The 18744-nt window shown below is 67.2% G+C and carries 20 protein-coding genes; 13 read left to right on the top strand and 7 right to left on the bottom strand.

Annotated elements, in window-relative coordinates; genetic code table 11:
* The first annotated feature begins 230 nt into the window (after positions 1–230).
* The 5 genes from NQV17_RS05150 (at position 231) to NQV17_RS05130 (ending at position 6227) form a co-directional block, all read left to right on the top strand.
* On the top strand, positions 231–524 hold the full coding sequence (locus tag NQV17_RS05150; RefSeq protein ID WP_124488186.1) for a hypothetical protein: 294 nt from the start codon (positions 231–233) through the stop codon (positions 522–524).
* Entirely contained in the window at positions 521–1570 is a 1050-nt protein-coding gene (gene mdtN, locus NQV17_RS05145; RefSeq protein ID WP_257769595.1) for a multidrug transporter subunit MdtN, read from the top strand. Before NQV17_RS05150 ends, mdtN begins: the two co-directional genes overlap by 4 nt.
* Complete coding sequence (locus NQV17_RS05140; protein ID WP_257769575.1) at positions 1551–3668, top strand: FUSC family protein; 2118 nt, start codon at positions 1551–1553, stop codon at positions 3666–3668. The genes mdtN and NQV17_RS05140 overlap by 20 nt, the downstream gene beginning before the upstream one ends.
* On the top strand, positions 3655–5214 hold the full coding sequence (locus NQV17_RS05135; protein WP_257769564.1) for a TolC family protein: 1560 nt from the start codon (positions 3655–3657) through the stop codon (positions 5212–5214). The genes NQV17_RS05140 and NQV17_RS05135 overlap by 14 nt, the downstream gene beginning before the upstream one ends.
* Before the next feature lie 305 nt (positions 5215–5519).
* Positions 5520–6227 (top strand): MgtC/SapB family protein, encoded by a 708-nt coding sequence (locus tag NQV17_RS05130; RefSeq protein WP_257769562.1) that lies wholly within the window; start codon positions 5520–5522, stop codon positions 6225–6227.
* A gap of 49 nt (positions 6228–6276) precedes the next feature.
* Here NQV17_RS05130 and NQV17_RS05125 read toward each other — a convergent pair whose 3' ends face one another.
* Complete coding sequence (locus NQV17_RS05125; protein ID WP_124488191.1) at positions 6277–6996, bottom strand: autoinducer binding domain-containing protein; 720 nt, start codon at positions 6994–6996, stop codon at positions 6277–6279.
* 73 nt (positions 6997–7069) lie between these two features.
* On the opposite strand from NQV17_RS05125, the gene NQV17_RS05120 reads away from it, so the two are divergent.
* The 4 genes from NQV17_RS05120 to NQV17_RS05105 all read left to right on the top strand — a co-directional run bounded on the left by NQV17_RS05120 (position 7070) and on the right by NQV17_RS05105 (position 9928).
* Positions 7070–7513 carry a DUF4902 domain-containing protein gene (locus NQV17_RS05120; protein WP_257769549.1) on the top strand — a complete coding sequence of 148 codons (444 nt, stop codon included), beginning with the start codon at positions 7070–7072 and terminating at the stop codon, positions 7511–7513.
* A gap of 209 nt (positions 7514–7722) precedes the next feature.
* On the top strand, positions 7723–8334 hold the full coding sequence (locus tag NQV17_RS05115) for an acyl-homoserine-lactone synthase (RefSeq protein WP_257769547.1): 612 nt from the start codon (positions 7723–7725) through the stop codon (positions 8332–8334).
* A gap of 52 nt (positions 8335–8386) precedes the next feature.
* Positions 8387–9148: a hypothetical protein gene (locus NQV17_RS05110; RefSeq protein WP_257769545.1), complete on the top strand. Its 762-nt coding sequence runs from the start codon at positions 8387–8389 to the stop codon at positions 9146–9148.
* A 354-nt stretch (positions 9149–9502) separates the two neighbouring features.
* The gene (locus tag NQV17_RS05105) at positions 9503–9928 is read left to right on the top strand and encodes a VOC family protein (protein WP_257769543.1); all 426 of its coding nucleotides are present in this window, start codon (positions 9503–9505) and stop codon (positions 9926–9928) included.
* On the opposite strand, the gene NQV17_RS05100 is transcribed toward NQV17_RS05105, so the two are convergent.
* Both NQV17_RS05100 and ribA read right to left on the bottom strand, forming a co-directional pair.
* Positions 9913–10482 (bottom strand): GNAT family N-acetyltransferase, encoded by a 570-nt coding sequence (locus NQV17_RS05100; RefSeq protein ID WP_257769541.1) that lies wholly within the window; start codon positions 10480–10482, stop codon positions 9913–9915. The two genes, NQV17_RS05105 and NQV17_RS05100, sit on opposite strands and share 16 nt — an antisense overlap.
* A 256-nt stretch (positions 10483–10738) precedes the next feature.
* Positions 10739–11389 carry a GTP cyclohydrolase II gene (gene ribA, locus NQV17_RS05095; RefSeq protein WP_044846712.1) on the bottom strand — a complete coding sequence of 217 codons (651 nt, stop codon included), beginning with the start codon at positions 11387–11389 and terminating at the stop codon, positions 10739–10741.
* A 177-nt stretch (positions 11390–11566) separates the two neighbouring features.
* On the opposite strand from ribA, the gene NQV17_RS05090 reads away from it, so the two are divergent.
* Entirely contained in the window at positions 11567–12028 is a 462-nt protein-coding gene (locus NQV17_RS05090; RefSeq protein ID WP_044846711.1) for a CBS domain-containing protein, read from the top strand.
* Positions 12029–12181: 153 nt separating this feature from the next.
* On the opposite strand, the gene NQV17_RS05085 is transcribed toward NQV17_RS05090, so the two are convergent.
* Positions 12182–12511, bottom strand: a complete 330-nt coding sequence (locus NQV17_RS05085; protein WP_044846710.1) for a DUF4148 domain-containing protein — start codon at positions 12509–12511, stop codon at positions 12182–12184.
* Between the two features lie 514 nt (positions 12512–13025).
* On the opposite strand from NQV17_RS05085, the gene NQV17_RS05080 reads away from it, so the two are divergent.
* Complete coding sequence (locus NQV17_RS05080) at positions 13026–13424, top strand: GreA/GreB family elongation factor (protein ID WP_044846709.1); 399 nt, start codon at positions 13026–13028, stop codon at positions 13422–13424.
* A gap of 171 nt (positions 13425–13595) precedes the next feature.
* Here the strand turns inward: NQV17_RS05080 and NQV17_RS05075 are convergent, their stop codons facing one another.
* Positions 13596–14702, bottom strand: coding sequence for a porin (locus NQV17_RS05075; RefSeq protein WP_044846708.1), 1107 nt, complete (start codon positions 14700–14702; stop codon positions 13596–13598).
* Positions 14703–15313: 611 nt separating this feature from the next.
* On the opposite strand from NQV17_RS05075, the gene NQV17_RS05070 reads away from it, so the two are divergent.
* Positions 15314–15688: a hypothetical protein gene (locus NQV17_RS05070; protein WP_257769515.1), complete on the top strand. Its 375-nt coding sequence runs from the start codon at positions 15314–15316 to the stop codon at positions 15686–15688.
* Positions 15689–15988: 300 nt separating this feature from the next.
* On the opposite strand, the gene NQV17_RS05065 is transcribed toward NQV17_RS05070, so the two are convergent.
* Positions 15989–16375: a helix-turn-helix domain-containing protein gene (locus NQV17_RS05065; RefSeq protein ID WP_257769513.1), complete on the bottom strand. Its 387-nt coding sequence runs from the start codon at positions 16373–16375 to the stop codon at positions 15989–15991.
* A 259-nt stretch (positions 16376–16634) separates the two neighbouring features.
* Between NQV17_RS05065 and NQV17_RS05060 the strand changes: the two genes are divergently transcribed.
* Positions 16635–17111, top strand: a complete 477-nt coding sequence (locus NQV17_RS05060; RefSeq protein ID WP_257769503.1) for a nuclear transport factor 2 family protein — start codon at positions 16635–16637, stop codon at positions 17109–17111.
* Positions 17112–17375: 264 nt separating this feature from the next.
* Here the strand turns inward: NQV17_RS05060 and NQV17_RS05055 are convergent, their stop codons facing one another.
* On the bottom strand, positions 17376–18626 hold the full coding sequence (locus NQV17_RS05055; protein WP_257769501.1) for an MFS transporter: 1251 nt from the start codon (positions 18624–18626) through the stop codon (positions 17376–17378).
* Positions 18627–18744 lie beyond the last annotated feature (118 nt).

The raw sequence follows: 18744 nt of genomic DNA, 5'->3' as shown, positions 1-18744 counted from the left end.
GCACGATGGTACACAGATACCGGCCGGCACGACCGGTCACGGGCGCGGTGGGTGTGGCGGGTGCGGCGGCCCGCCGGACGGCTGCCGCATGCCGCCGATGCACGCCGCATCGCTGGCGGTCTACATCGCGCTGATTTATTATCGGCTCCGTATCGCGGAATCGTCGTCGCGGCGACGAACCGCCTTGCGCCGCGCCCGGCATCCACCCCCAACGTCGAGCTCGTCACACCATGAGAAAAACAACGCCGCGCGCGCCGCTGCGCGTCGCCGCCGTCCTCGCGCCCGCCCTGCCGCTCGCGGGCTGCACGTCGCGCGGCGCACCGTCGTACGTCCTGTTCGGCGCGTATTTCCCGCTCTGGCTCGTCAGCGCGATCGTCGGCATCGTCGGCGCGATCGTCGCGCACCGCGTGTTCGTCGCGACCGGCTGGGCCGCCACGGTGCCCTACCAGCTCGCCGTCTGCACCGCGATCGGGCTCGTGGTCGCCGTGATCGTATGGCTCACCGGCACGGGGCCGTTCGCATGAAGGCCGCCGGCACCGCCCGCCCGTCCACGAAAGGCCGCGTGATCGCGCTGGCGATCGTCGCGCTCGGCATCGCGGCGCTCGCGTACGCGTACCACCGCACGACGGCCTACCCGTCCACCGACGACGCGTCGATCGACGCGGACGTCGTGCACGTCGCATCGCCCGTCGGCGGTCGCATCGTGCAGCTCGCCGTGCACGAGAACCAGCGCGTCGCGAAAGGCGACCTGCTGTATCAGATCGATCCGGTTCCGTACCGACTCACGGTTGCGCAGGCGCAGGCCGATCTCGAACTCGCGCGCGCGTCGCTCGACACGCGCCGCCGGTCGCTGATCGGCGAGCGCTCGAGCGCAGCCGTCGCCGCCGAGCAGGTCAAGCGCGCGACGCAGAATCACGATCTCGCGACGCGCGATGTGAACCGGCTCGCACCGCTCGCGGCGCAGGGCTACGTCAGCGCACAGCAGTTCGACCAGGCGAAGGTCCGGCAGCGCGACGCGGCCGTGTCGCTCGCGCAGGCGCAGGAACAGCAGCGATCGTCCGCGCAAACGATCGGCGACGACGCCGACGCGATCGCCACGCTCCATGCACGCGAAGCCGCACTCGCCCGCGCGCAGCACGCGCTCGACGACACGGTGGTGCGCGCGCCGCACGACGGGCTCGTGACGGGCCTGACCGTGCTCGCCGGCGAAACCCTCGCGCCGAACCAGTCGATCTTCACGCTGATCGATGCGAGCGAATGGTTCGCCGTCGGCAATTTCCGCGAAACGTCGTTGAACCGCATCGCGGTCGGCGACTGCGCGACCGTCTATTCGATGATCGACCGCAGCCGGCCGCTGACGGGCAAGGTCGTCGGGATCGGCGCGGGCATCTCGGACAGCGACCGCATCAACCTGCCGCGCGCGCTGCCGATCGTGCAGCGCTCGGTGAACTGGGTACATGTCGCGCAGCGCTTCCCGGTGCGTGTGAAGCTCGACGAACCCGACGGCAAGCTCGTGCGCGTCGGCGCGAGCGCGATCGTCGAGGTCCGGCATGGCTCAGCCTGCCGCTGAAGTCCGCTCGCCCGGCCCGCGCGAAGTCCTGCGACTGCTCGCGCCGTTTCCGGGGCGCGCCGCGATGGCCGCGCGGGTCGCGCTGATCTGCGCGCTCGTCGTGCTCGTGACGAGCGGCTACGGTACGCCGGAAGCCGCGATCTCCGCGTACGTCGTGTTCTTCCTGAACCGCGCCGACCGCGTGACGAGCGTCGTGCTCGCGGTCGCGATGCTGCTGCTCATCACGCTCGTGATCGCGCTCGTGATCGGCGTCGCGATCTTCAGCATCGACTATTCGGTGCTGCGCGTCGCGTGCATGGCCGTGCTGTCGGCCGGGTTGCTGTACCTCACGTCGGCGAGCAAGCTGCGCCCGGTCGGCGCGATCCTCGCGATGATCGTCGGCTTCGGGCTCGACCAGCTCGGCCTCGCGCCGGTCGGCGAAGCCGCGACGCGCGCGCTGCTCTACGCATGGCTGATGGTCGCGATTCCGGTCGGCGTCGCGATCGTCGTCAACCTGCTGATCGCGCCGTCGCCGCGCAAGCTCGCGCTCGCGCAGCTCGCGAAACGGCTGCGGCTCGCCGCGCAGCGGCTGCGCGGCGACGAGGACGCGCGCGCGGCCTTCGACGCGAGCCTGCGCGAAGGCGACAAGCAGCTGCTCACGTGGCTCAAGCTGTCGACGCTCGAAGGGTCGACGCCCGCCGCCGACGCACCCGCGATACGGCAAGCCATCGCGTCGAGCACCGCGCTGCTCGTCGCGGTCTCGCTCGCCGACCGCGAGCCGGACGCGCGGCTGCCCGCCGCGTTCGCGCAACCGGCTGCGGCGACACTCGACGAGATGGCCGGCATCCTCGAGCAAGGCGGCTATCCGGTCGACGTGACGCTGGCGCTGCCGCCGGTCGATACGCTGCCGCCGCTCGCGCGCGTCGTCGCAGCCGATCTGCACACGGCCATCACGCAGTTCGCCGAGCCGGCCACACCTGCTGAATCGACTGCAGCGACTGCACCGGCCGCGCCTGCTATCGCTGCCGCATCTGCCGCACCGACGGCGAGTCCGCCCGACGCATCGGCTGCAACCGCCAACGCACCCGCCGCGCCGCGCGGCGGCTTCTTCCTGCCGGACGCCCGCACCAACCCCGACCACATCCGCTACGCGCTGAAGACGACCGTCGCGGCGATGTTCTGCTACCTGCTCTACTCGCAGCTCGACTGGTCGGGCATCCATACCTGCTTCATCACCTGCTACATGGTGTCGCTCGGCTCGACGGCCGAAACGGTCGAGAAGCTCACGCTGCGGATCGCCGGCTGCATCGTCGGCGCACTGATCGGGACCGCGGCGCTCGTGTTCGTCGTGCCGGCGCTGTCGTCGATCGGCGAGCTGATGGCGCTCGTGTTCGTCGGCGCGTGGCTGTCCGCGTGGATCGCGTTCGGTTCGCCGCGCATTGCGTACGCGGGCTTCCAGGTCGCGTTCGCGTTCTTCCTGTGCGTGATCCAGGGCGCGGGCCCCGGCTTCGACCTGACGCTCGCGCGCGATCGCACGATCGGCATCCTGCTCGGCAACGTCGTCGTGTATCTCGTGTTCACGCGCATCTGGCCCGTCAGCATCGGCAAGCAGATCGACGTCGCGTTCGCGGCGCTGCTCGATCAATGGCGCCGTATCGCGCAGGTCGTGCAGCCTGCCGAACGCCGCACGCTCGCCGCCGAAGCGTTCGCGAGCCACGGCGCGATCGCGCAGGAGCTCGGCCTGATCCACTACGAACCGTCGTGGGTGCGGCCGGCCGCCACGTGGCTCGCCACCCGGCGACGCGCGCTCGCGGAACTCGGCGCGCTCGAAGGCCCGCTGTTCCTGCTCGCCGAGCGCACGCCGGGCGATGCGGCGATCGGCGCGCACCTCGCGCGCGTGGTCGAATTGCGCGACGACGCCCCGACTGCCGACGCCGCTTCGGCGCCGCCGTCGTCGACGGCAGGCGCGGCAGCCGTGCCGGCCCGACCGCCGGCCGCCATCTCCACCGACCCTGCACGCGACGCGCTGCTGAACCTGATCGACACGCGGCTCGCGCACATCGCCGACGCCGCGCGCCCAGACACCCCGAAGGAGCCTGCCCCTCATGCGCGTCCCTGAACCGCCGGCCGCATCGATCGCCGCCGCCGCGCTCGCGACCGCCATCGCGCTGACCGGTTGTGCCACGTCGTCGGTCGATCTCGCGCCGCAGGCCCCCGACCGCCCGTGGCAGCCGCAAACGTCGGCCGCCGGCGACATCGTGCCGGCGCCGCCGCTTGCATCCGCGCAACGTGCGCCGCACGACTACACGCTGCCGGCCTCGCCCGCGCTCGCATCGGTGTCGCCGCCGGCAGCGCTCGATGCCGCGCATCCGTACACGCTGCCCGAGCTGATCGATCTCGCCGAATCGACGAACCCGCTGACCCGCATTGCATGGAACGACGCGCGCAACGCGGCGCTCGCGGTCGGCATCGCGAAGGCCGCGTACCTGCCGAACCTGTCCGCGACCGCGATGGGCGCGTACCAGGCGAGTCACGGCTCGACGTCGACGATCCTCGGCGACGCGTCGAGCAACACGACCGTGCACGGCACGATCTCGGCGCTGTCGCTGCAATGGCTGCTGTTCGATTTCGGCGGCCGCGCCGCACGCGTCGAGGCGGCCGAGCAGGTGTCGGTCGCGTCGAACGTCGCGTTCACGGCCGTGCATCAGCAGGTGATCCACGACGTGACCGTCGCGTATTACCGTTACGAAGCCGCCCGCTCGCGCGCGGTCAGCGCGCAGCAGGGCCTGGCGAACGCGGACGCGATCCTCGCGGCGTCGCGCGCACGGCTCAGGCAAGGCGTCGGCACCGTCGTCGAACTCGCGCAGGCGACACAGAATCGCGCACAGGCGAACCTCGCGCTGGTCCAGGCGAACGGCACGGAAAGCGACGGCTACCTCGCGCTGGTTTCCGCGCTCGGCATCTCGCCGCTGTCGAAACCGTCGATCGCCGCGCTGCCCAGGCGAGCGCTGCCGCCCGCGCTCGCGTCGTCGGTCGACGCGATCGTGTCGGACGCGATCGCGCGCCGCCCCGACCTGCAGGGCGCCTATGCGCTCGAGCAGGCCAACCGCGCGAAGATCAAGGCCGCTCAAGCCGCGTTCATGCCGAAGATCTTCCTGTCGGCGTCGACGTCCTACGCCAGCGGCGGCACGGCGATCACCGCGCTGCCCGCGATCGGCGACCAGGCCCCGACCGTGAACCTGAACGGCAGCCACTACGGCGGCGGCGTGTTCCTCGGCGTGACGATTCCGCTGTACGACGGCGGCCTGCGCTCGGCGGTGCTGATGCAGGCGCGCAACGATGCGCAAAGCGCATCCGCGCGCCTCACGCGGACCAAGGAGGAAGCCGTCCGCCAGGTCGTCGCCGCGCAGAACGCGGTGCAGACGAGCCTCGCGTCGCACGACGCGGCGAAGGCGCTCGTCGATGCCGCGCAGACGAGCTACGACGCGGCACTGACCGCGTACCGCAACGGCGTCGGCTCGGTCACCGATGCGACTATCGCGCAAAGCCAGCTGCTCGCGGCCCGCAACGCGGAGGTCGACAGCTACGCCGGCGCGCTGTCGGCCGCCGCCGCGCTCGCGCTCGCGACAGGGACGATCGGCGCGTCGCAGTCACCGTCGCAGTGACGCACGGGCCGCCAGACGGGTTGACGCCTGCGCGGGCGGCCCACTAGAATGCCGCCCATTCTTCCTTCAGGAACCATCGTGGACAGTTGCAGCACTCCATTGCGTGCGCCGCTTGCCGCCTGAACGCCTGTCCGACGCAGTTCTCCTGCCGCGGCTCGCGTTCCGCGAGCCCGCACGCCATCCGTTTCACATTGAATGACGCATCCGCGCGGTACAGTACCGCGCGATGACGGCCATCGTGCCGCGTTCGGCTTCGCGCCGCCGCGCCGCGGGCCGGCATGCGCACTTGGCACGGCAGGACCATCATGACTCTCGATTTCGCACTCCGTCTTTTCACTGCGTTCGCCTGCGGCGTCGCGATCGGCCTCGAACGCCAGATGCGGCAACGCACGGCGGGGCTGCGCACGATCACGCTCGTCGCAAGCGGCGCATGCCTGTTCGTCACACTCGGCGTGCTGACCGGCAACGGCGTGGCCGGCGTCACGCAGATCGCCGCTTACGTCGTGTCGGGCGTCGGCTTTCTCGGCGGCGGCGTGATCATGCGCGACAAGGGTTCGATCCAGGGCATCAACACGGCCGCGACGCTGTGGTGCTCGGCGGCCGTCGGCGTGCTGGCCGGCTCCGGCCACTACGTGCCGGCCCTGGCCGGCACGGGCGTCGTGCTGCTCACCAACACGGTGCTGCGCGGCGTCAGCCAGGCGATCAACGCGACCCCCGTGTCGAATGCCGACCTCGTGCGCGAATACCAGATCACCGTGATCTGCCTCGCCGCCGACGAAGTACACATCCGCATGCTGCTGTCGAATGCGATGTATGCGAAACCGCTGTCGTTCCAGAGCCTGACGAGCGAGGACGTGCCCGAGCAGCCGGACCGATTGAAGGTGACCGCGACGCTGAAGCTGCATCCGAAGGATCAGCAGAAGCTCGAGCAGATCGCGAGCCGGATGAGCATGGAGAAGAGCATTTCCAGCGTGAGCTGGACCGCGAAGGAAGCGGAGCCGATGATGGAGTGAGCGCAAACGGCGGCCGGCTCGGCACGACCGCCCCGCCGCCGGTGCCGCGTCAGGGCGTATCGATGAGCCCGGCCGAGATCGCCTTCACCACCGCCTGGACCTTGTTGGTCGCGGCGAGCTTCTCGAGGATGTTGTTCACGTGGAAGTTGACCGTGCGCTCCGAGATGCTGAGTATCTGGCCGATCTCGCACGCGGTCTTCCCTTCCGCCGTCCAGCACAGCACCTCGCGCTCGCGCGCGGTCAGCGTGACGCTCGCCTCGGGCGACAGCTTCGGCACCATGAAGCGGCTCATCAGCGAATGCGACAGGTTCGCGAGCCAGTTGGTCTGCAGCGTCAGCATGTTGATCTCGGCCGGTGTGAGCCGGTCCGCATGACGCGCGATGCTCAGCAGCCCGAACGCGCCGCGCGCCGCCCAGCTCGACTGCGCGACGCCCACCGACAGCCCGTGGTCGCGCGCGTCCCGCCACAGCGGACACGGATCGATCCGGTCGACGTCCGGCCAGACGATCATGTTGGTGCTGAGCGCGCCGTCACGAACCGTCGAGTCGATCTCGATGTAGTTCTGCGCCTGGTAGTGGGCCATCCAGCCGTCCGGATAGGTATCGAAGATCGCGACGGCCGGCTTCGACACGGGCAACGGCACGCGAATGCCGTAACAGCAATATTCGAAGCCGAGGCGTTTAGAATAAGCGGCGATCCGCTGGAAGAGCTGCTGCTCGTCTTCCGCGGCGCTGAATTGTTGGTAGGCATCCTGCCAGCGCAGTTCCATTCGTTCTCCGACAACGTTACGCTGTCATACCTGTCAGGTGCCAGCGCCGGTTCGGGGCTGATACATTCCGCGCATGACTTCACCTTTGTTGCACCCGGTCCGCGGCCCGTCTCCGGACGGCTATGTGCGCCTGTCCGAAAGCGCGCTGGCCGCGCTCGCGCTCGACCATGTCGCGAGCGGCCTCGATGCATCGCTGCTCGCGGAGCTGCGCGACAGCGCCGTCGACGCGCGCCTGGCCGGCTACACCGAATGGCACCGCCCGGCCAGTGCCGGCCTCGCGTACCTGACGGTCGGCTGGGACTGGTATCTCGAGCGCGCGACGGGCACGTTCGCGATCGCGGGCGGCGACGTCCGCAGCAACATCATGGCCGTCGACGCCACCGGCGCCGACCTCGGCATGTTCCGCACCGCCGCCGTGCTGGCCGCGCGGCTCGCAGACATCGACTGGCCGGCCGCGGTTGCGTCGGCATTGCTCGGTCGCAACGACGTCTATCATGCCGGTCCCGTGCTCCAGTGACAACCGGCCGCGCTTTCGTCTGACATTTCCACAAGACTGGCGCTCTTTATAAGCAAAAGCCGCCGGTATTTCAATCCCGCCGATCAAGAAACCGTTACCACCGGTCGAATGGTGTCGGCGCGGCCTCACCCTGTAAGAGTTACCAGTTACCGCCTCCTCGGGACGCGCGATGTAATGCGGGCATACCAAAGTACCGATCCGAGGACACCATGCGGACCTTCGTTCACGCGGAAGGGCGGTTACCACACGAACTTGCAGCGGATCTCGGGCGCTATCGGCGCCATGTGTTCGTCGAACAGCTCGGTTGGGCGCTCCCGTCGGCGAACGAATGTTTCGAGCGCGACCAGTTCGATCGCGACGATACCGTCTACGTGTTCGCGAGAAATGCCGGCGGCGAAGTGTGCGGATGTGCGCGCCTGTTGCCGACCACCCGCCCGTATCTGCTGAAGTCGCTGTTCGCCGACCTGATCGCCGAGGACGTCGCACTGCCGCAATCGGCTGCCGTCTGGGAGCTGTCGCGGTTCGCGGCGACCGGCGACGACGAAGGCGGTCCGGGCAATGCCGAGTGGGCCGTCCGCCCGATGCTCGCCGCGGTCGTCGACTGCGCGGCGCAACGGGGCGCGCGGCAGCTGATCGGCGTGACGTTCGCGAGCATGGAGCGGCTGTTCCGCCGGATCGGCGTGCACGCGCACCGGGCAGGTCCCCCGAAACAGGTGGACGGTCGCCTGGTTGTCGCGTGCTGGATCGACATCGATCCGCAAACGTTTGCCGCACTAGGAATCGAACCGGGAAGGGCTGCCCGGCAAGCCATCGCCGCCTGAGCCGGAACGCGCGTAGTCCGGCCGGGCGGCACCGTAACGAAGGAGAACCACCGTGGACCAGTCTCAGGTCTTTCGCGCGATGATGCCCGGGTTGACGGGTGCCGGGGGCGCCCGCATCGCAGTCGCCTACCCGACGTTTGCGCGGCCGCTGCCGCTCGTGCGGCTCGATCGCCGCGGGCTCGTGTTCCGGGCCGCCGGCGCCACGCCGCTCGTGTGCGGGCTGCCGCGCACGGCGACGCTGCTGGTGGCAGACGAGCCGCTCTGCTCGCTGCGCCTCGTGATCCGCGACGTCGCCGCTGTCGGCGACGGCCGGCGCGACCTGACGATGCAGCCGTCCGGTGCCGCCGGCGACGAACTGCTGTGGCACGCACTGCGCGACCGCAAACCGTACCGGCAGACCGGGCAGCCGCTTGCGCCCGTCGATGCGGCCATCGCGCCGAACGGCGAGCCGCAGGCCGCGGGCGACGGCGCGCAGCGTCCGTCGCGTAGTGCGGCGTTCCGTCTGCGCTGCCATAGCGACGCGCTGTTCTTTGCCGACTGGCTCGAATATCACTTCGACGAGCTGCGCGCGCTGTCGCAGCGACACGGGCCGCAACTGCAGCTCAATCAGCTGCAACGGCAAGTCGCCGACGACGAGGTGGGCGTGCGCTTCGTCTACGACATCGACGGACACGCGACACGACATGCGCTGACCGACTGCGCGCGCGAGGCCTGCGCGTGGATCGAGACGGAAATGCGCGACAAGTACGCGGTGCCGGTTGCGCAGGAGCGGTTCGGCGCGTTTGCCGCGCACGCGCGGGCAGGCGCAATGTAGGACCGGCGGCGGCTCCGCGGATACGCGACGGTGCGGCGGCTGTTCGGCACGACACGGTGGAACGCCCGCGACAGCTGGATGGCGTGCAGCACCAGCCTAGTCAGGACAGCTCAAGGCGCGCTGCGTTGCACAATTACAACTAGGGCTTGCCATCCCTCGGGTTTTCCCTTAAAGTTACATCCGTCTCCTCCATGTCTCCAAACATGGATTCAGCCCGCTCCAGTAGCGGGCTTTTTCTTGCCTGCGATAATTTATCGGGGACATATCGAAGTTCCCTGCGAGCCGCCCGCAGCGCGCGCGGGCCTGCCCGTCGGCTTATCATCGACGAATCGCTCACCCAGAGCCGACGTCGTCATGCACGCCCACCTGCGCATCGCCCGCCCCGTCGCCGACCTCGCCAGAACCGAGCACATGTACCGCGACGCATTCGAGCTAGCAGTGCTCGCGCGCTTCGACGATCACGACGGTTTCTCCGGCGTGATGCTCGGACGCGAAGAACTCGACTACCACTTTGAGTTCACGCACTGTCCGGCGCATCCGGTCGCCCCGTCGCCGACACCCGAAGACCTGATCGTCTTCTATCTTCCCGACCGCCCGGCATGGGAAGCCGCGTGCGCACGCGCAGTCGCGCACGGCTTCATGCGGGCGACATCGTTCAATCCATATTGGGATGCGTGCGGACAGACGTTCGAGGACGCCGACGGCTACCGGATCGTGCTGCAGAACGCGAGGTGGCGTGAGCGGGCAGGCGTGCCCGGGGCGCGTTACGCGCTGATGTAATCAGCCGGACGAACGGGTGTTGCGCGCGCGACAAACACCACATGCGGTCGCAGCGCATGCCCCGGCGGCAACGCAGGATGATCGAAATCGCGCATCGGTTGCCGCGCCATCCCGAGTTGCTGTGCAACACGCTGCGATCGCTGGTTGGCAGCAGCCGTCCACGCAAAGATCTCGCCGAGCCCAACCCGGTCGAACCCGTCGACCAATACCGCAGCGGCCGCTTCCGCGACATGGCCATGCCCCCACGATGCGCGGGCCTGGCGCCATATGATCTCGACGCACGGCGCCATCGGATGCTCGTCACGAACTTCACGCGACAACCCGCAGAGCCCGATCAGCGCGCCATCCGCACGGCGCTCGATCGCCCACACACCGAAACCGTGCGTGTCGAAATGCGCTTCGAAGCGTGCGATGACGGCCTCCGCCTCATCGAAGGACATCGGGCCACGCGCCAGCCACGCGGTCACATCGGGATCCGCGTGCATTGCAGCCAGCGCACCGGCATCGCCCGGCCGCCAGCGACGCAACGTCAAACGTTCGGTTTCGATCTTCAATGGCGGATCAACCGTGATCGGGATGTGCAGAAGGCGTGGGGTGCGTCGGGCCGCGTACACCGTTCTCGTAACGCAGGAGCGAGCTCGAAGGCGAAGCGGAGGGACGAAGCAACCGCGCTCGTCAGCTGCGCCGGCAACCAGCGGCGACAGTCGCGAGAACCGGCGACGGGAATCGAATGCAGCGGGACGCATCGTCCCGCCCGGCGTTCACGGAATAAGCGCGACGCCCGATCGGGCGCCCACGCGTCGAACGCGATTACTCGTTCTCTTCGAAGTAATGCCCGAACTTGACCTGCTTGGTCCGGATGTAACGCTCGTTTTCCTCTCGCACGGGCACTGCGAGCGCCACGCGTTCACACACGGGAATGCCGTGCTTCACGAGCGTGTCGAACTTCTTCGGGTTGTTGCTCATCAGTCGCACCGACGTCACGCCGAGGATCCGCAGGATCGCGGCGGCCGAATCGTATTCGCGAGCGTCGTCGGGCAGGCCGAGGTCGAGATTCGCCTCGACGGTGTCGCGCCCCTGCTCCTGCAGCGCATATGCGCGGATCTTGTTGCTCAAGCCGATGCCGCGCCCCTCGTGGCCGCGCAGATACAGCAGCACGCCGCGATCTTCCGCCGCGATGTAGCGCAGCGCGAGATCGAGCTGCTCGCCGCAATCGCAGCGGAAGGAGCCGAACACGTCGCCGGTCAGGCATTCGGAATGCAGCCGCGTGAGCACGGACTGCTCGCCGGTGACGTCACCCATCACGAGCGCGAGATGTTCGGCATCGCTGCCCGATACGCGGAAAGCGTACGACGTGAACGTACCGTAGCGCGTGGGCAGCGACGCGGTGGCGACGAGCGTCACGCACTCGTCTGCCTGGCCATTGCCCTGCGTGGGCGATTGGGGACGCGAAGACATCATGAATTCAATCGAAACGATCTGGAATGTAGGAGTTGTGTGGATAGTGCGTGACCGGAGTTTACCGCTAATCTGGAAACGTCACGCGACTGCCGCAGCAGGCCCGGCTATACTGGGCCCGTCGGGTGCCGCGCATCACGCCCTGCCTTCCCTGCATCGTCCCGCACACGGAGAAAGCAAATGAGCACGACTGTCGCGCAAATTCTCAAAGCCAAGCCGGATTCCGGCCGCACGATCTACACCGTCAAGAAAGCCGATTTCGTCTATGACGCCATCAAGCTGATGGCGGAAAAGGGAATCGGCGCATTGCTGGTCATGGACGGCGACGACATCGCGGGCATCGTCACCGAGCGCGACTACGCGCGCAAGGTCGTGCTGCAGGACCGTTCGTCGAAAGCCACCCGCGTCGAGGAAATCATGACGGCCAAGGTGCGCTACGTCGAACCGTCGCAATCCACCGACGAGTGCATGGCACTGATGACCGAGCACCGGATGCGCCACCTGCCCGTCATCCAGGACGGCAAGCTGATCGGCCTGATCTCGATCGGCGACCTCGTGAAGAGTGTGATTGCCGACCAGCAATTCACGATCAGCCAACTCGAACACTATATCCACGGCACCCCGACGGTCACGTCCGCCTGATCCGTCCCAGCGAAAAAGGCCCAAACGCGCGAGCGTCTGGGCGGAAAAGCCGCCGGAATGCGGCGACGGAGGTTCTGCTCTGCTGACGCAGACGCGCGCAAGCGGTGCGCGTCCCGTCGGTCACATGCTGTGCTCGGGCAGACCCGGGAATGTTCAGTTGCCGAAGTAGACGGAGTTCACGGGATTCGCGGCTTCATGCGTCATGCGGCGGCCCGACTGGCCTGCGCCCGTCGCCACCGCACCATAACCGCTCGTATCGGCTTGGGCGAGCATCGGCTGGTTCGGCTGGATCCGTTGTTCCGCGGCCTGGATGTTGTCCGGATATTGCGAATCGCTCGCGAGCGGCTTGTAGCCGTTCTGTTCGAGTTGCACGAGCTCGGCCCGAACCTGGTCGCGAGTCAAGCCCTGCTCGGACTGTGCGAACGATGCGATCGGGGCGGCAAGAACGGATGCAGCGATCGCTGCGTAGATGATCGACTTCATGGTGGACCTCCGAAATATGTTCTCTTTTGACGTCGCTCCCGGCGGGACTGTCTGAAGCGATGGATCAAGTGTAGTGCTGGCCATACCAAGGGGAAACCCTTGGTTTGAACATACAGCGTTGCATTTTCGGAAAAAATCGACCGCTGTCACCGTGCGCGATCGCTATTACTTAAATCATTTTCACAACAATGCCTGACGAAAGGCCGACAGCCGAAGCACCGATCCGGAAGGTTGTGTTGTAGAATCGTAAGGTTTTATTCACCTCTCGATACCCCATTCACCATGCACGCGCCCATGCTCGCTTCGGTTTCGCCGCCCGGCCCGGTCGGCGTGCGCGTGCGCGCCGGCCAGCCGGCGCATCCCCTCGCTCGACGCACGGCCCAGGCGCCGCTCGCGCCTGCCCGGCGCCTGATCTGACGGCTCGGTCTCCTTCCCGGAGCCAGGTCAGACAGGCTCCGGGCGATCCCCATAGGCACGCCCCGCCTGCCCCATGCCGATCATTTGGAGAACTGCCATGAAACAACGCCTTTACCAGTTGACCGAACTCGACGTTGCTCGCCTCGAGAAGCACGCCGAACACAACCCGCGCTTCCAGACGATGCTCGACACACTGCTCGAGCGCGCAGACATCGTGCAACCGGACGCCATCAAGGCAAACGTCGTCACGATGAACTCGCAGATCACGCTGCTCGACGAAGCGACCCAGGAGCAGGCCACCTGGACGATTGTTTATCCGGACGCCGCCAATCTCGAGCTCGGCCGCCTGAACGTGTTCTCGCCGGTCGGCATGGCGCTGCTCGGCACGCAACGCGGTCAGCTGGTGAAAGTGCTGCAACCGAGCGGCGCCGAAAGGCTGATGAAGGTCGCCGCGATCGTGTTCCAGCCGGAAGCCAACGGCGAATACACGCGCTGATGCTGCCGGCCGGCAGCGCACACGTCGGCACACCAAGCAAAAAGCGAGGCTCAGCGCCTCGCTTTTTTTGCGGCCGGACGATACGCAGCGTCGCCGATGCGGCGGGCGAAAAAAAAGGCGCCCGAAGGCGCCTTTTTCGATACTGCGAAGCTGGTTACCCAGCCGTCACGCTTAGAAGCGGTGACGCAGACCAACCGTTGCTGCGGTTTGGTTGATCGACGAGCTCGGCAGCGTGTTGACGTCGCCGTTGTAGATCGATGCGCCAACGCCGTTCTTCGCAGCGCGCTGGTACACAGCTTGTGCGTAGACGTCGGTGCGCTTCGACAGCGAGTAGTCAGCTTGCAGGCCGAACTGGTTCCAGTGCGTGCTTTCGCCAGCAACCTTCGCGTTCGTGTACGTGTACGCTGCGCCCAGGCCCAGAGCCGGCGTCAGGTTGTACTTCGCGTTGACTTCGTAGTTGTCAGCGTGGAACGTAGCCGCGCCGTTAGCTTGGTTGTCGACACGCGATTGCGTCCATGCTGCGCCAACTTGCGCCGGGCCGAATGCGTATGCAGCAGCCGCGCCGTACGTGCGCAGGCGGCCTTGGCCGTTGAACAGAGCCGACGACGAGTCAACTGCGCCCGTGCCGTTGTTGTTCGGGTTGTTCGCTTGCGAGTAAGCTGCACCCAGCTTCAGGCCTTGGTACTGGTACGACACGCCGCCGCTGTAAGCACGGTTGTTGCCGAAGTTCGTGCTGTTCGAGAACGAGTACGTGCCGCCGAATTGCAGGCCAGCGTAGTTCGCGCTTGCGAACTTGATCGTGTTGTTAGCCGAGTAGCCGCCGTTCGTGCTCAGGTTGTCGTTGTTGAACGGGTGAGCGAAGTACGTACCGCCCCACGAGCCCGTTGCGGTCAGCGGTGCCAGGTAGTCCTGGACGGAGTCGTACTGCTTACCCAGCGTAACCGTGCCGTACTGGCTCGACAGGCCGACGAAAGCCTGGCGGTTGAACATGCCGTTGTTGTTCGCGAACTTGCCGTTGCCGATGTTGAAGCCGCTTTCCAACGTGAAGATTGCCTTCAGGCCGCCACCGAGGTCTTCCGAACCACGCAGGCCGAAGCGGCTCTGGTCAATGCCCGAACCCATCGACCACAGCGACTTGCCTTGGCCGGCTGCGTTCTGGACGTTGCTTTGGTAGGTGATGCCTGCGTCCAGCACGCCGTACAGCGTGACGCTGCTTTGCGCGTGAGCGACGGTAGCGAACGATGCTGCAGCTGCTGCAACGATCAGAGTCTTGTTCATTCGTGGAGCTCCCTTCTAAAAAGAGGCAGGTCTCGCGACCTTGTTCATAAACGGTCTGCAACCGCCCGGGAACGCCATCGGTCCTTCTGGCCGCGCCCGGATAGTTGCCCGTTTGGGAACCGTGAGTTTAGGGGTGTACCCTAGGGGCGCGATCTGCAAATAAAGAAATAAGCTTTTCCAGAACTAGAAATAATGAAAGTGGGGACGCGTCATAAGTATTTGTTTTAACGTATTTTTTTGACCTCTTGACGGATGCTTTTTGGAGGCTTTCATCCCACCATTCTTTCGTGTCATCGGCTTGACGGTTGCATAGAAACAACAAACGGAATCGATGGAATCACACGAAAACGGTAATTTTTACCCAAATCGATCTCAAATATTGGGCCTGGCCGCCTAAAACGCAGCGATTGAACGGTAAACATTCGGCCGCGCGGCCGTAGCCGACCCCATTGGCCGTCGGCGCCAACTTCAACGGGGAGATCGACGGCGGCGCCCCGGCTGCCGCCGGGTCGTCGTGACATGCGGTAACAGCCTTAACGACCCGCGTAACCCGGCTCCGGGACCGGCGGGCTAATGTAAGGCGGCTTCGACTACCTATATAGAGGACCCGCATGGATCGACGCTCGTTGCTACGCGCCGTCGGACTGACCGCCGCCTTTGCCGCCACCGGCGGCTGGCTGCGTACCGTCTCCGCCCAGCCCGCCCCGCCCGGGTACCGGCCGCCCGGACCGCCTCCGGGCCCCGGCAGGCCGCCTTATTCAGATCACCCGGGCTTCGCACCGCCTGCACCGCGGCATGATCGCCGGCCGCCACCTCCGCGGCCGCACGGCTATGTCTGGACCGACGGCTACTGGCGCTGGCAGCGCGGCCACTATATATGGGTGCACGGACGCTGGGTCGCCCGCCACCCCGGGCGCAGGTGGGTACCTGGATACTGGCGGCGCCAGGGTCAAGTGTGGGTCTACGTCGACGGCACCTGGCGTTAAGTCGTCCGCGCCGGCCGTCGGTCGGCGCGAATCCGCCGCTTCCGCGCCCTTGCCGATCGACACGCCGCCCTGTCCTGCCTACGAGCTGACCGACCGGGCGGAGGCCGATCGCGCTTGCCCCGGTCACGACAGTCGTCGGCACCCTTCAAACGCCGATCGCCACGCGTGCGTTGCGCCCTTCGCGACACCGCATGCGAAAGCAGCGCCCCCCCGAAACGTTCGGATAACGAAATCACCCGCTTCTGCCGCAACGCACGCATCCCGTCGCCGGTCGTCACGCGACCGCACGACGCACTCCGCTCAACGCGCGCTGCTTTCCTGCTCGCGCGCGCGGCGACGGGCCGCGCAAATCGCACGATGATGTTCGTCTGCCCAGCGGATCAGCGCGTGCATCGGCGTCAGGAACGAACGCCCGAGGTCCGTCAGCGCATATTCGACGCGCGGCGGCACCTCGGCATACAGCGTGCGGCTGACGAAGCCGTCCTGCTCGAGCCGCTTGAGCGTGCGCGACAGCATCTGCTTCGACACGTCGCCGATCGCACGGGCGAGTTCGTTGAAACGCATCGTGCCGCCGGACAGCGCCTCGAGCACGAGCAGGCTCCACTGGTCGCCGATGCGGTCGAGCACATCGCGGATCGGGCACGGCTGATCGAATTCGACGGATTCGTCGGCGGACGGAAACGACATGACGGGATTCTCTTTCACGGGCAATGCACGGTCACCGCGGTGTGACCTGTTCACACCGCGGTGACTTCTTGTGACGGGTTCGCGGCAACTGTACCATTCGATCGACTCGATGGCCGCGCGGATTTGCCAGTTCTACGAAGCATGCGCACGCGCACCGCCGGCACCCCGTCGCCGCCGATGACGACGATCGGCGTCATCCGCAGTCGCACACCACGCACCGCGCGTCCGTCCACGCATCTCCCGACAAGGAACCTGCCGCATGTCATCGCTCCGCTCGCCCGTTCGCACCGTTGCCGCGCTCGTCCTGCTCGCCGCGTCGACCGCCGCGCCGGCCGCCGGCCCGCCCGCGCGCGACCTGGCCGCCGAGGAAGCCAACCGCCAGCTCGTGCTGGCGTTCTACGACCGCTTCTTCAACAAGCACGAAGCGCTCGAGGCTGCCGCCGTCGTCGCCGACGACTACAAGCAGCATAACCCGCGCGTGCCCGATGGCAAGAAGCCGTTCGTGTCGTACTTCGTCGGCGCGTTCCGGAAGAACCCCGAATCACGCGCACAAATCGTCCGCAGCGCGACCGACGGCGACCTCGTCTATCTGCACGTTCATGCGACCGAGCGCCCGGGCGATCGCGGCGAAGCGGTGGTCGACATCTTCCGCGTGAAGGATGGCAAGATCGTCGAGCACTGGGACGTGATCCAGCCGGTGCCCGAAAAAGCCGCGAACGGGAACACGATGTTCTGACCGGGCGGGCCGCGCGCCGATGCGCGGCCGACCGCTTCGCACCTTGAACGCGGCCAGCGCACCGGCCGCGCATGCGTCGTGCGACGTCGAGCGCGAGCACCTGCCCGGTCGTCAGCACGTCGCCGCACGCGGCCCCGCGCCAGATTGCCGCCGCGGGCTGACCCGCCGTGACCGCGAGGCACTGGTGTCGGGCCGCGCGCTCACGCGCGACAGCGGCCCGCGGGACAACGTCCGACAGGATCGGGCCGACCTGCGCGCAACCGTCTACGACAGCGCGGCCGCGGGCCCGCCGGCCTGCTTGCGCCCGTAGCTCACCATCATCACGAAGCTGAGCAGGAAGCCCGCGCCGCCGATCAGCAGCAGCCCGCGCTCGCCGAATACCGGCAGCAGGTTCGTGAGCGCGCCCGTCACGACCCATGCGACGGCCATCACCGAGCCCGCGACGCCGAGCGCCCAGCCCTGCCGGTCCTCGCTGACGGCATCGGAAAACGCCGTATACATGGTCGTGTAGGCGACCATGTCGAAACAGCCGACCACCATCGCGAGCACCCACAGCACCGGCTCGTGCGGGAACAGTGCCGACGCGACCTGGCCGAGGCCCGCGACGAGCAGGCCCGTCTTCGCGATGTCGACCACACGCCACACGCGCAGCATCCGCCGCACGACGAACAGCAGGCCGAACACGAAGCAGATGCCGATCACGCCGCTGAACAGCCCGAGCCGCGCGCTCGTATAGCCGAACTTCGCCTGCAGCAGCAGCATGATGGTCTGCAGGTAGAGTCCGTAGCCGACCTGCATCAGGAAGAACACCACCGACAGGAACGCGACGTTGTGCTGACGTGCGGCTTCCCCGATGATCCGCAGCGGCAGCAGCGGATCGATGCGCGTGTCGCCGCGCGGCGCGGCCGTGTCGCGATACGACGCCCAGGTCCAGAACGCGCACACGAGCGACAGCGCGGCGACGAGCACGAACGGCGTGCCGTAGTCGAACAGCGGCGAGATCGTCCGGTCGGACGTGACGCCGCCGAGCACGGGGCCGACGATCACGCCGGCGCTGAACGCGAGCGACATGATGCTCATGTTGTACGCCTTGTTCCCGGGCGTGCTCAGGTCGGTGATGGCCGCCTGCGCGATGCCCTGGCAGCCGGCCATCAAACCGGTGAGCCCGCGCCCGGCCAGCAGCAGCGCGACGCTCCCGTGCCACGCGCCGGCCGCCATCAGCGCGTAGCCGGCCGCAAGGCCGAGCACGCACAGCAGCAGGATCCGGCGGCGGCCGTAACGGTCCGACAACTCGCCCATCAGCGACGAGCCGAAGAACATGCAGAGCGGATAGATCCCGTAGCCGACACCGAGGTAGAAATTGCGCGCGTGTTCGCCGGCGTCGGCCGGCAGGATGCCCGCGTGCGGATCGCTGAAGATCGCGGACATCATCGGGTAGACCAGCCCGAACCCCATCGCGTCGATCGCGATGGCGAGCAGGCAGGGGCCGAGCAGCGTGTAATCGAGCCGGGACATGGCGACCTTCCGGACAGAGTGGATGATCGCGCAAGCGTAACGAGCGGGCGGCGGCCCCGGTAGGCCGCCGCCCGCGATGCTGACCATCGGCGGCGCCGATACGCCGCATGCCGCCCGG

It is taken from the genome of Burkholderia sp. SCN-KJ, from assembly GCF_024656005.1.
Taxonomy (GTDB): Bacteria; Pseudomonadota; Gammaproteobacteria; order Burkholderiales; family Burkholderiaceae; genus Burkholderia.
The sequence above is the reverse complement of the archived record's forward strand: the minus strand, read 5'-3'. Positions and strand labels throughout refer to the sequence as shown.

Coding starts and splice junctions, on each gene's coding strand:
- NQV17_RS05150 (WP_124488186.1), top strand. CDS start 231: ATGAGAAAAACAACGCCGCGCGCGCCGCTGCGCGTCGCCGCCGTCCTC.
- mdtN (WP_257769595.1), top strand. CDS start 521: ATGAAGGCCGCCGGCACCGCCCGCCCGTCCACGAAAGGCCGCGTGATC.
- NQV17_RS05140 (WP_257769575.1), top strand. CDS start 1,551: ATGGCTCAGCCTGCCGCTGAAGTCCGCTCGCCCGGCCCGCGCGAAGTC.
- NQV17_RS05135 (WP_257769564.1), top strand. CDS start 3,655: ATGCGCGTCCCTGAACCGCCGGCCGCATCGATCGCCGCCGCCGCGCTC.
- NQV17_RS05130 (WP_257769562.1), top strand. CDS start 5,520: ATGACTCTCGATTTCGCACTCCGTCTTTTCACTGCGTTCGCCTGCGGC.
- NQV17_RS05125 (WP_124488191.1), bottom strand. CDS start 6,996: ATGGAACTGCGCTGGCAGGATGCCTACCAACAATTCAGCGCCGCGGAA.
- NQV17_RS05120 (WP_257769549.1), top strand. CDS start 7,070: ATGACTTCACCTTTGTTGCACCCGGTCCGCGGCCCGTCTCCGGACGGC.
- NQV17_RS05115 (WP_257769547.1), top strand. CDS start 7,723: ATGCGGACCTTCGTTCACGCGGAAGGGCGGTTACCACACGAACTTGCA.
- NQV17_RS05105 (WP_257769543.1), top strand. CDS start 9,503: ATGCACGCCCACCTGCGCATCGCCCGCCCCGTCGCCGACCTCGCCAGA.
- ribA (WP_044846712.1), bottom strand. CDS start 11,389: ATGATGTCTTCGCGTCCCCAATCGCCCACGCAGGGCAATGGCCAGGCA.
- NQV17_RS05090 (WP_044846711.1), top strand. CDS start 11,567: ATGAGCACGACTGTCGCGCAAATTCTCAAAGCCAAGCCGGATTCCGGC.
- NQV17_RS05085 (WP_044846710.1), bottom strand. CDS start 12,511: ATGAAGTCGATCATCTACGCAGCGATCGCTGCATCCGTTCTTGCCGCC.
- NQV17_RS05080 (WP_044846709.1), top strand. CDS start 13,026: ATGAAACAACGCCTTTACCAGTTGACCGAACTCGACGTTGCTCGCCTC.
- NQV17_RS05075 (WP_044846708.1), bottom strand. CDS start 14,702: ATGAACAAGACTCTGATCGTTGCAGCAGCTGCAGCATCGTTCGCTACC.
- NQV17_RS05070 (WP_257769515.1), top strand. CDS start 15,314: ATGGATCGACGCTCGTTGCTACGCGCCGTCGGACTGACCGCCGCCTTT.
- NQV17_RS05065 (WP_257769513.1), bottom strand. CDS start 16,375: ATGTCGTTTCCGTCCGCCGACGAATCCGTCGAATTCGATCAGCCGTGC.
- NQV17_RS05060 (WP_257769503.1), top strand. CDS start 16,635: ATGTCATCGCTCCGCTCGCCCGTTCGCACCGTTGCCGCGCTCGTCCTG.
- NQV17_RS05055 (WP_257769501.1), bottom strand. CDS start 18,626: ATGTCCCGGCTCGATTACACGCTGCTCGGCCCCTGCCTGCTCGCCATC.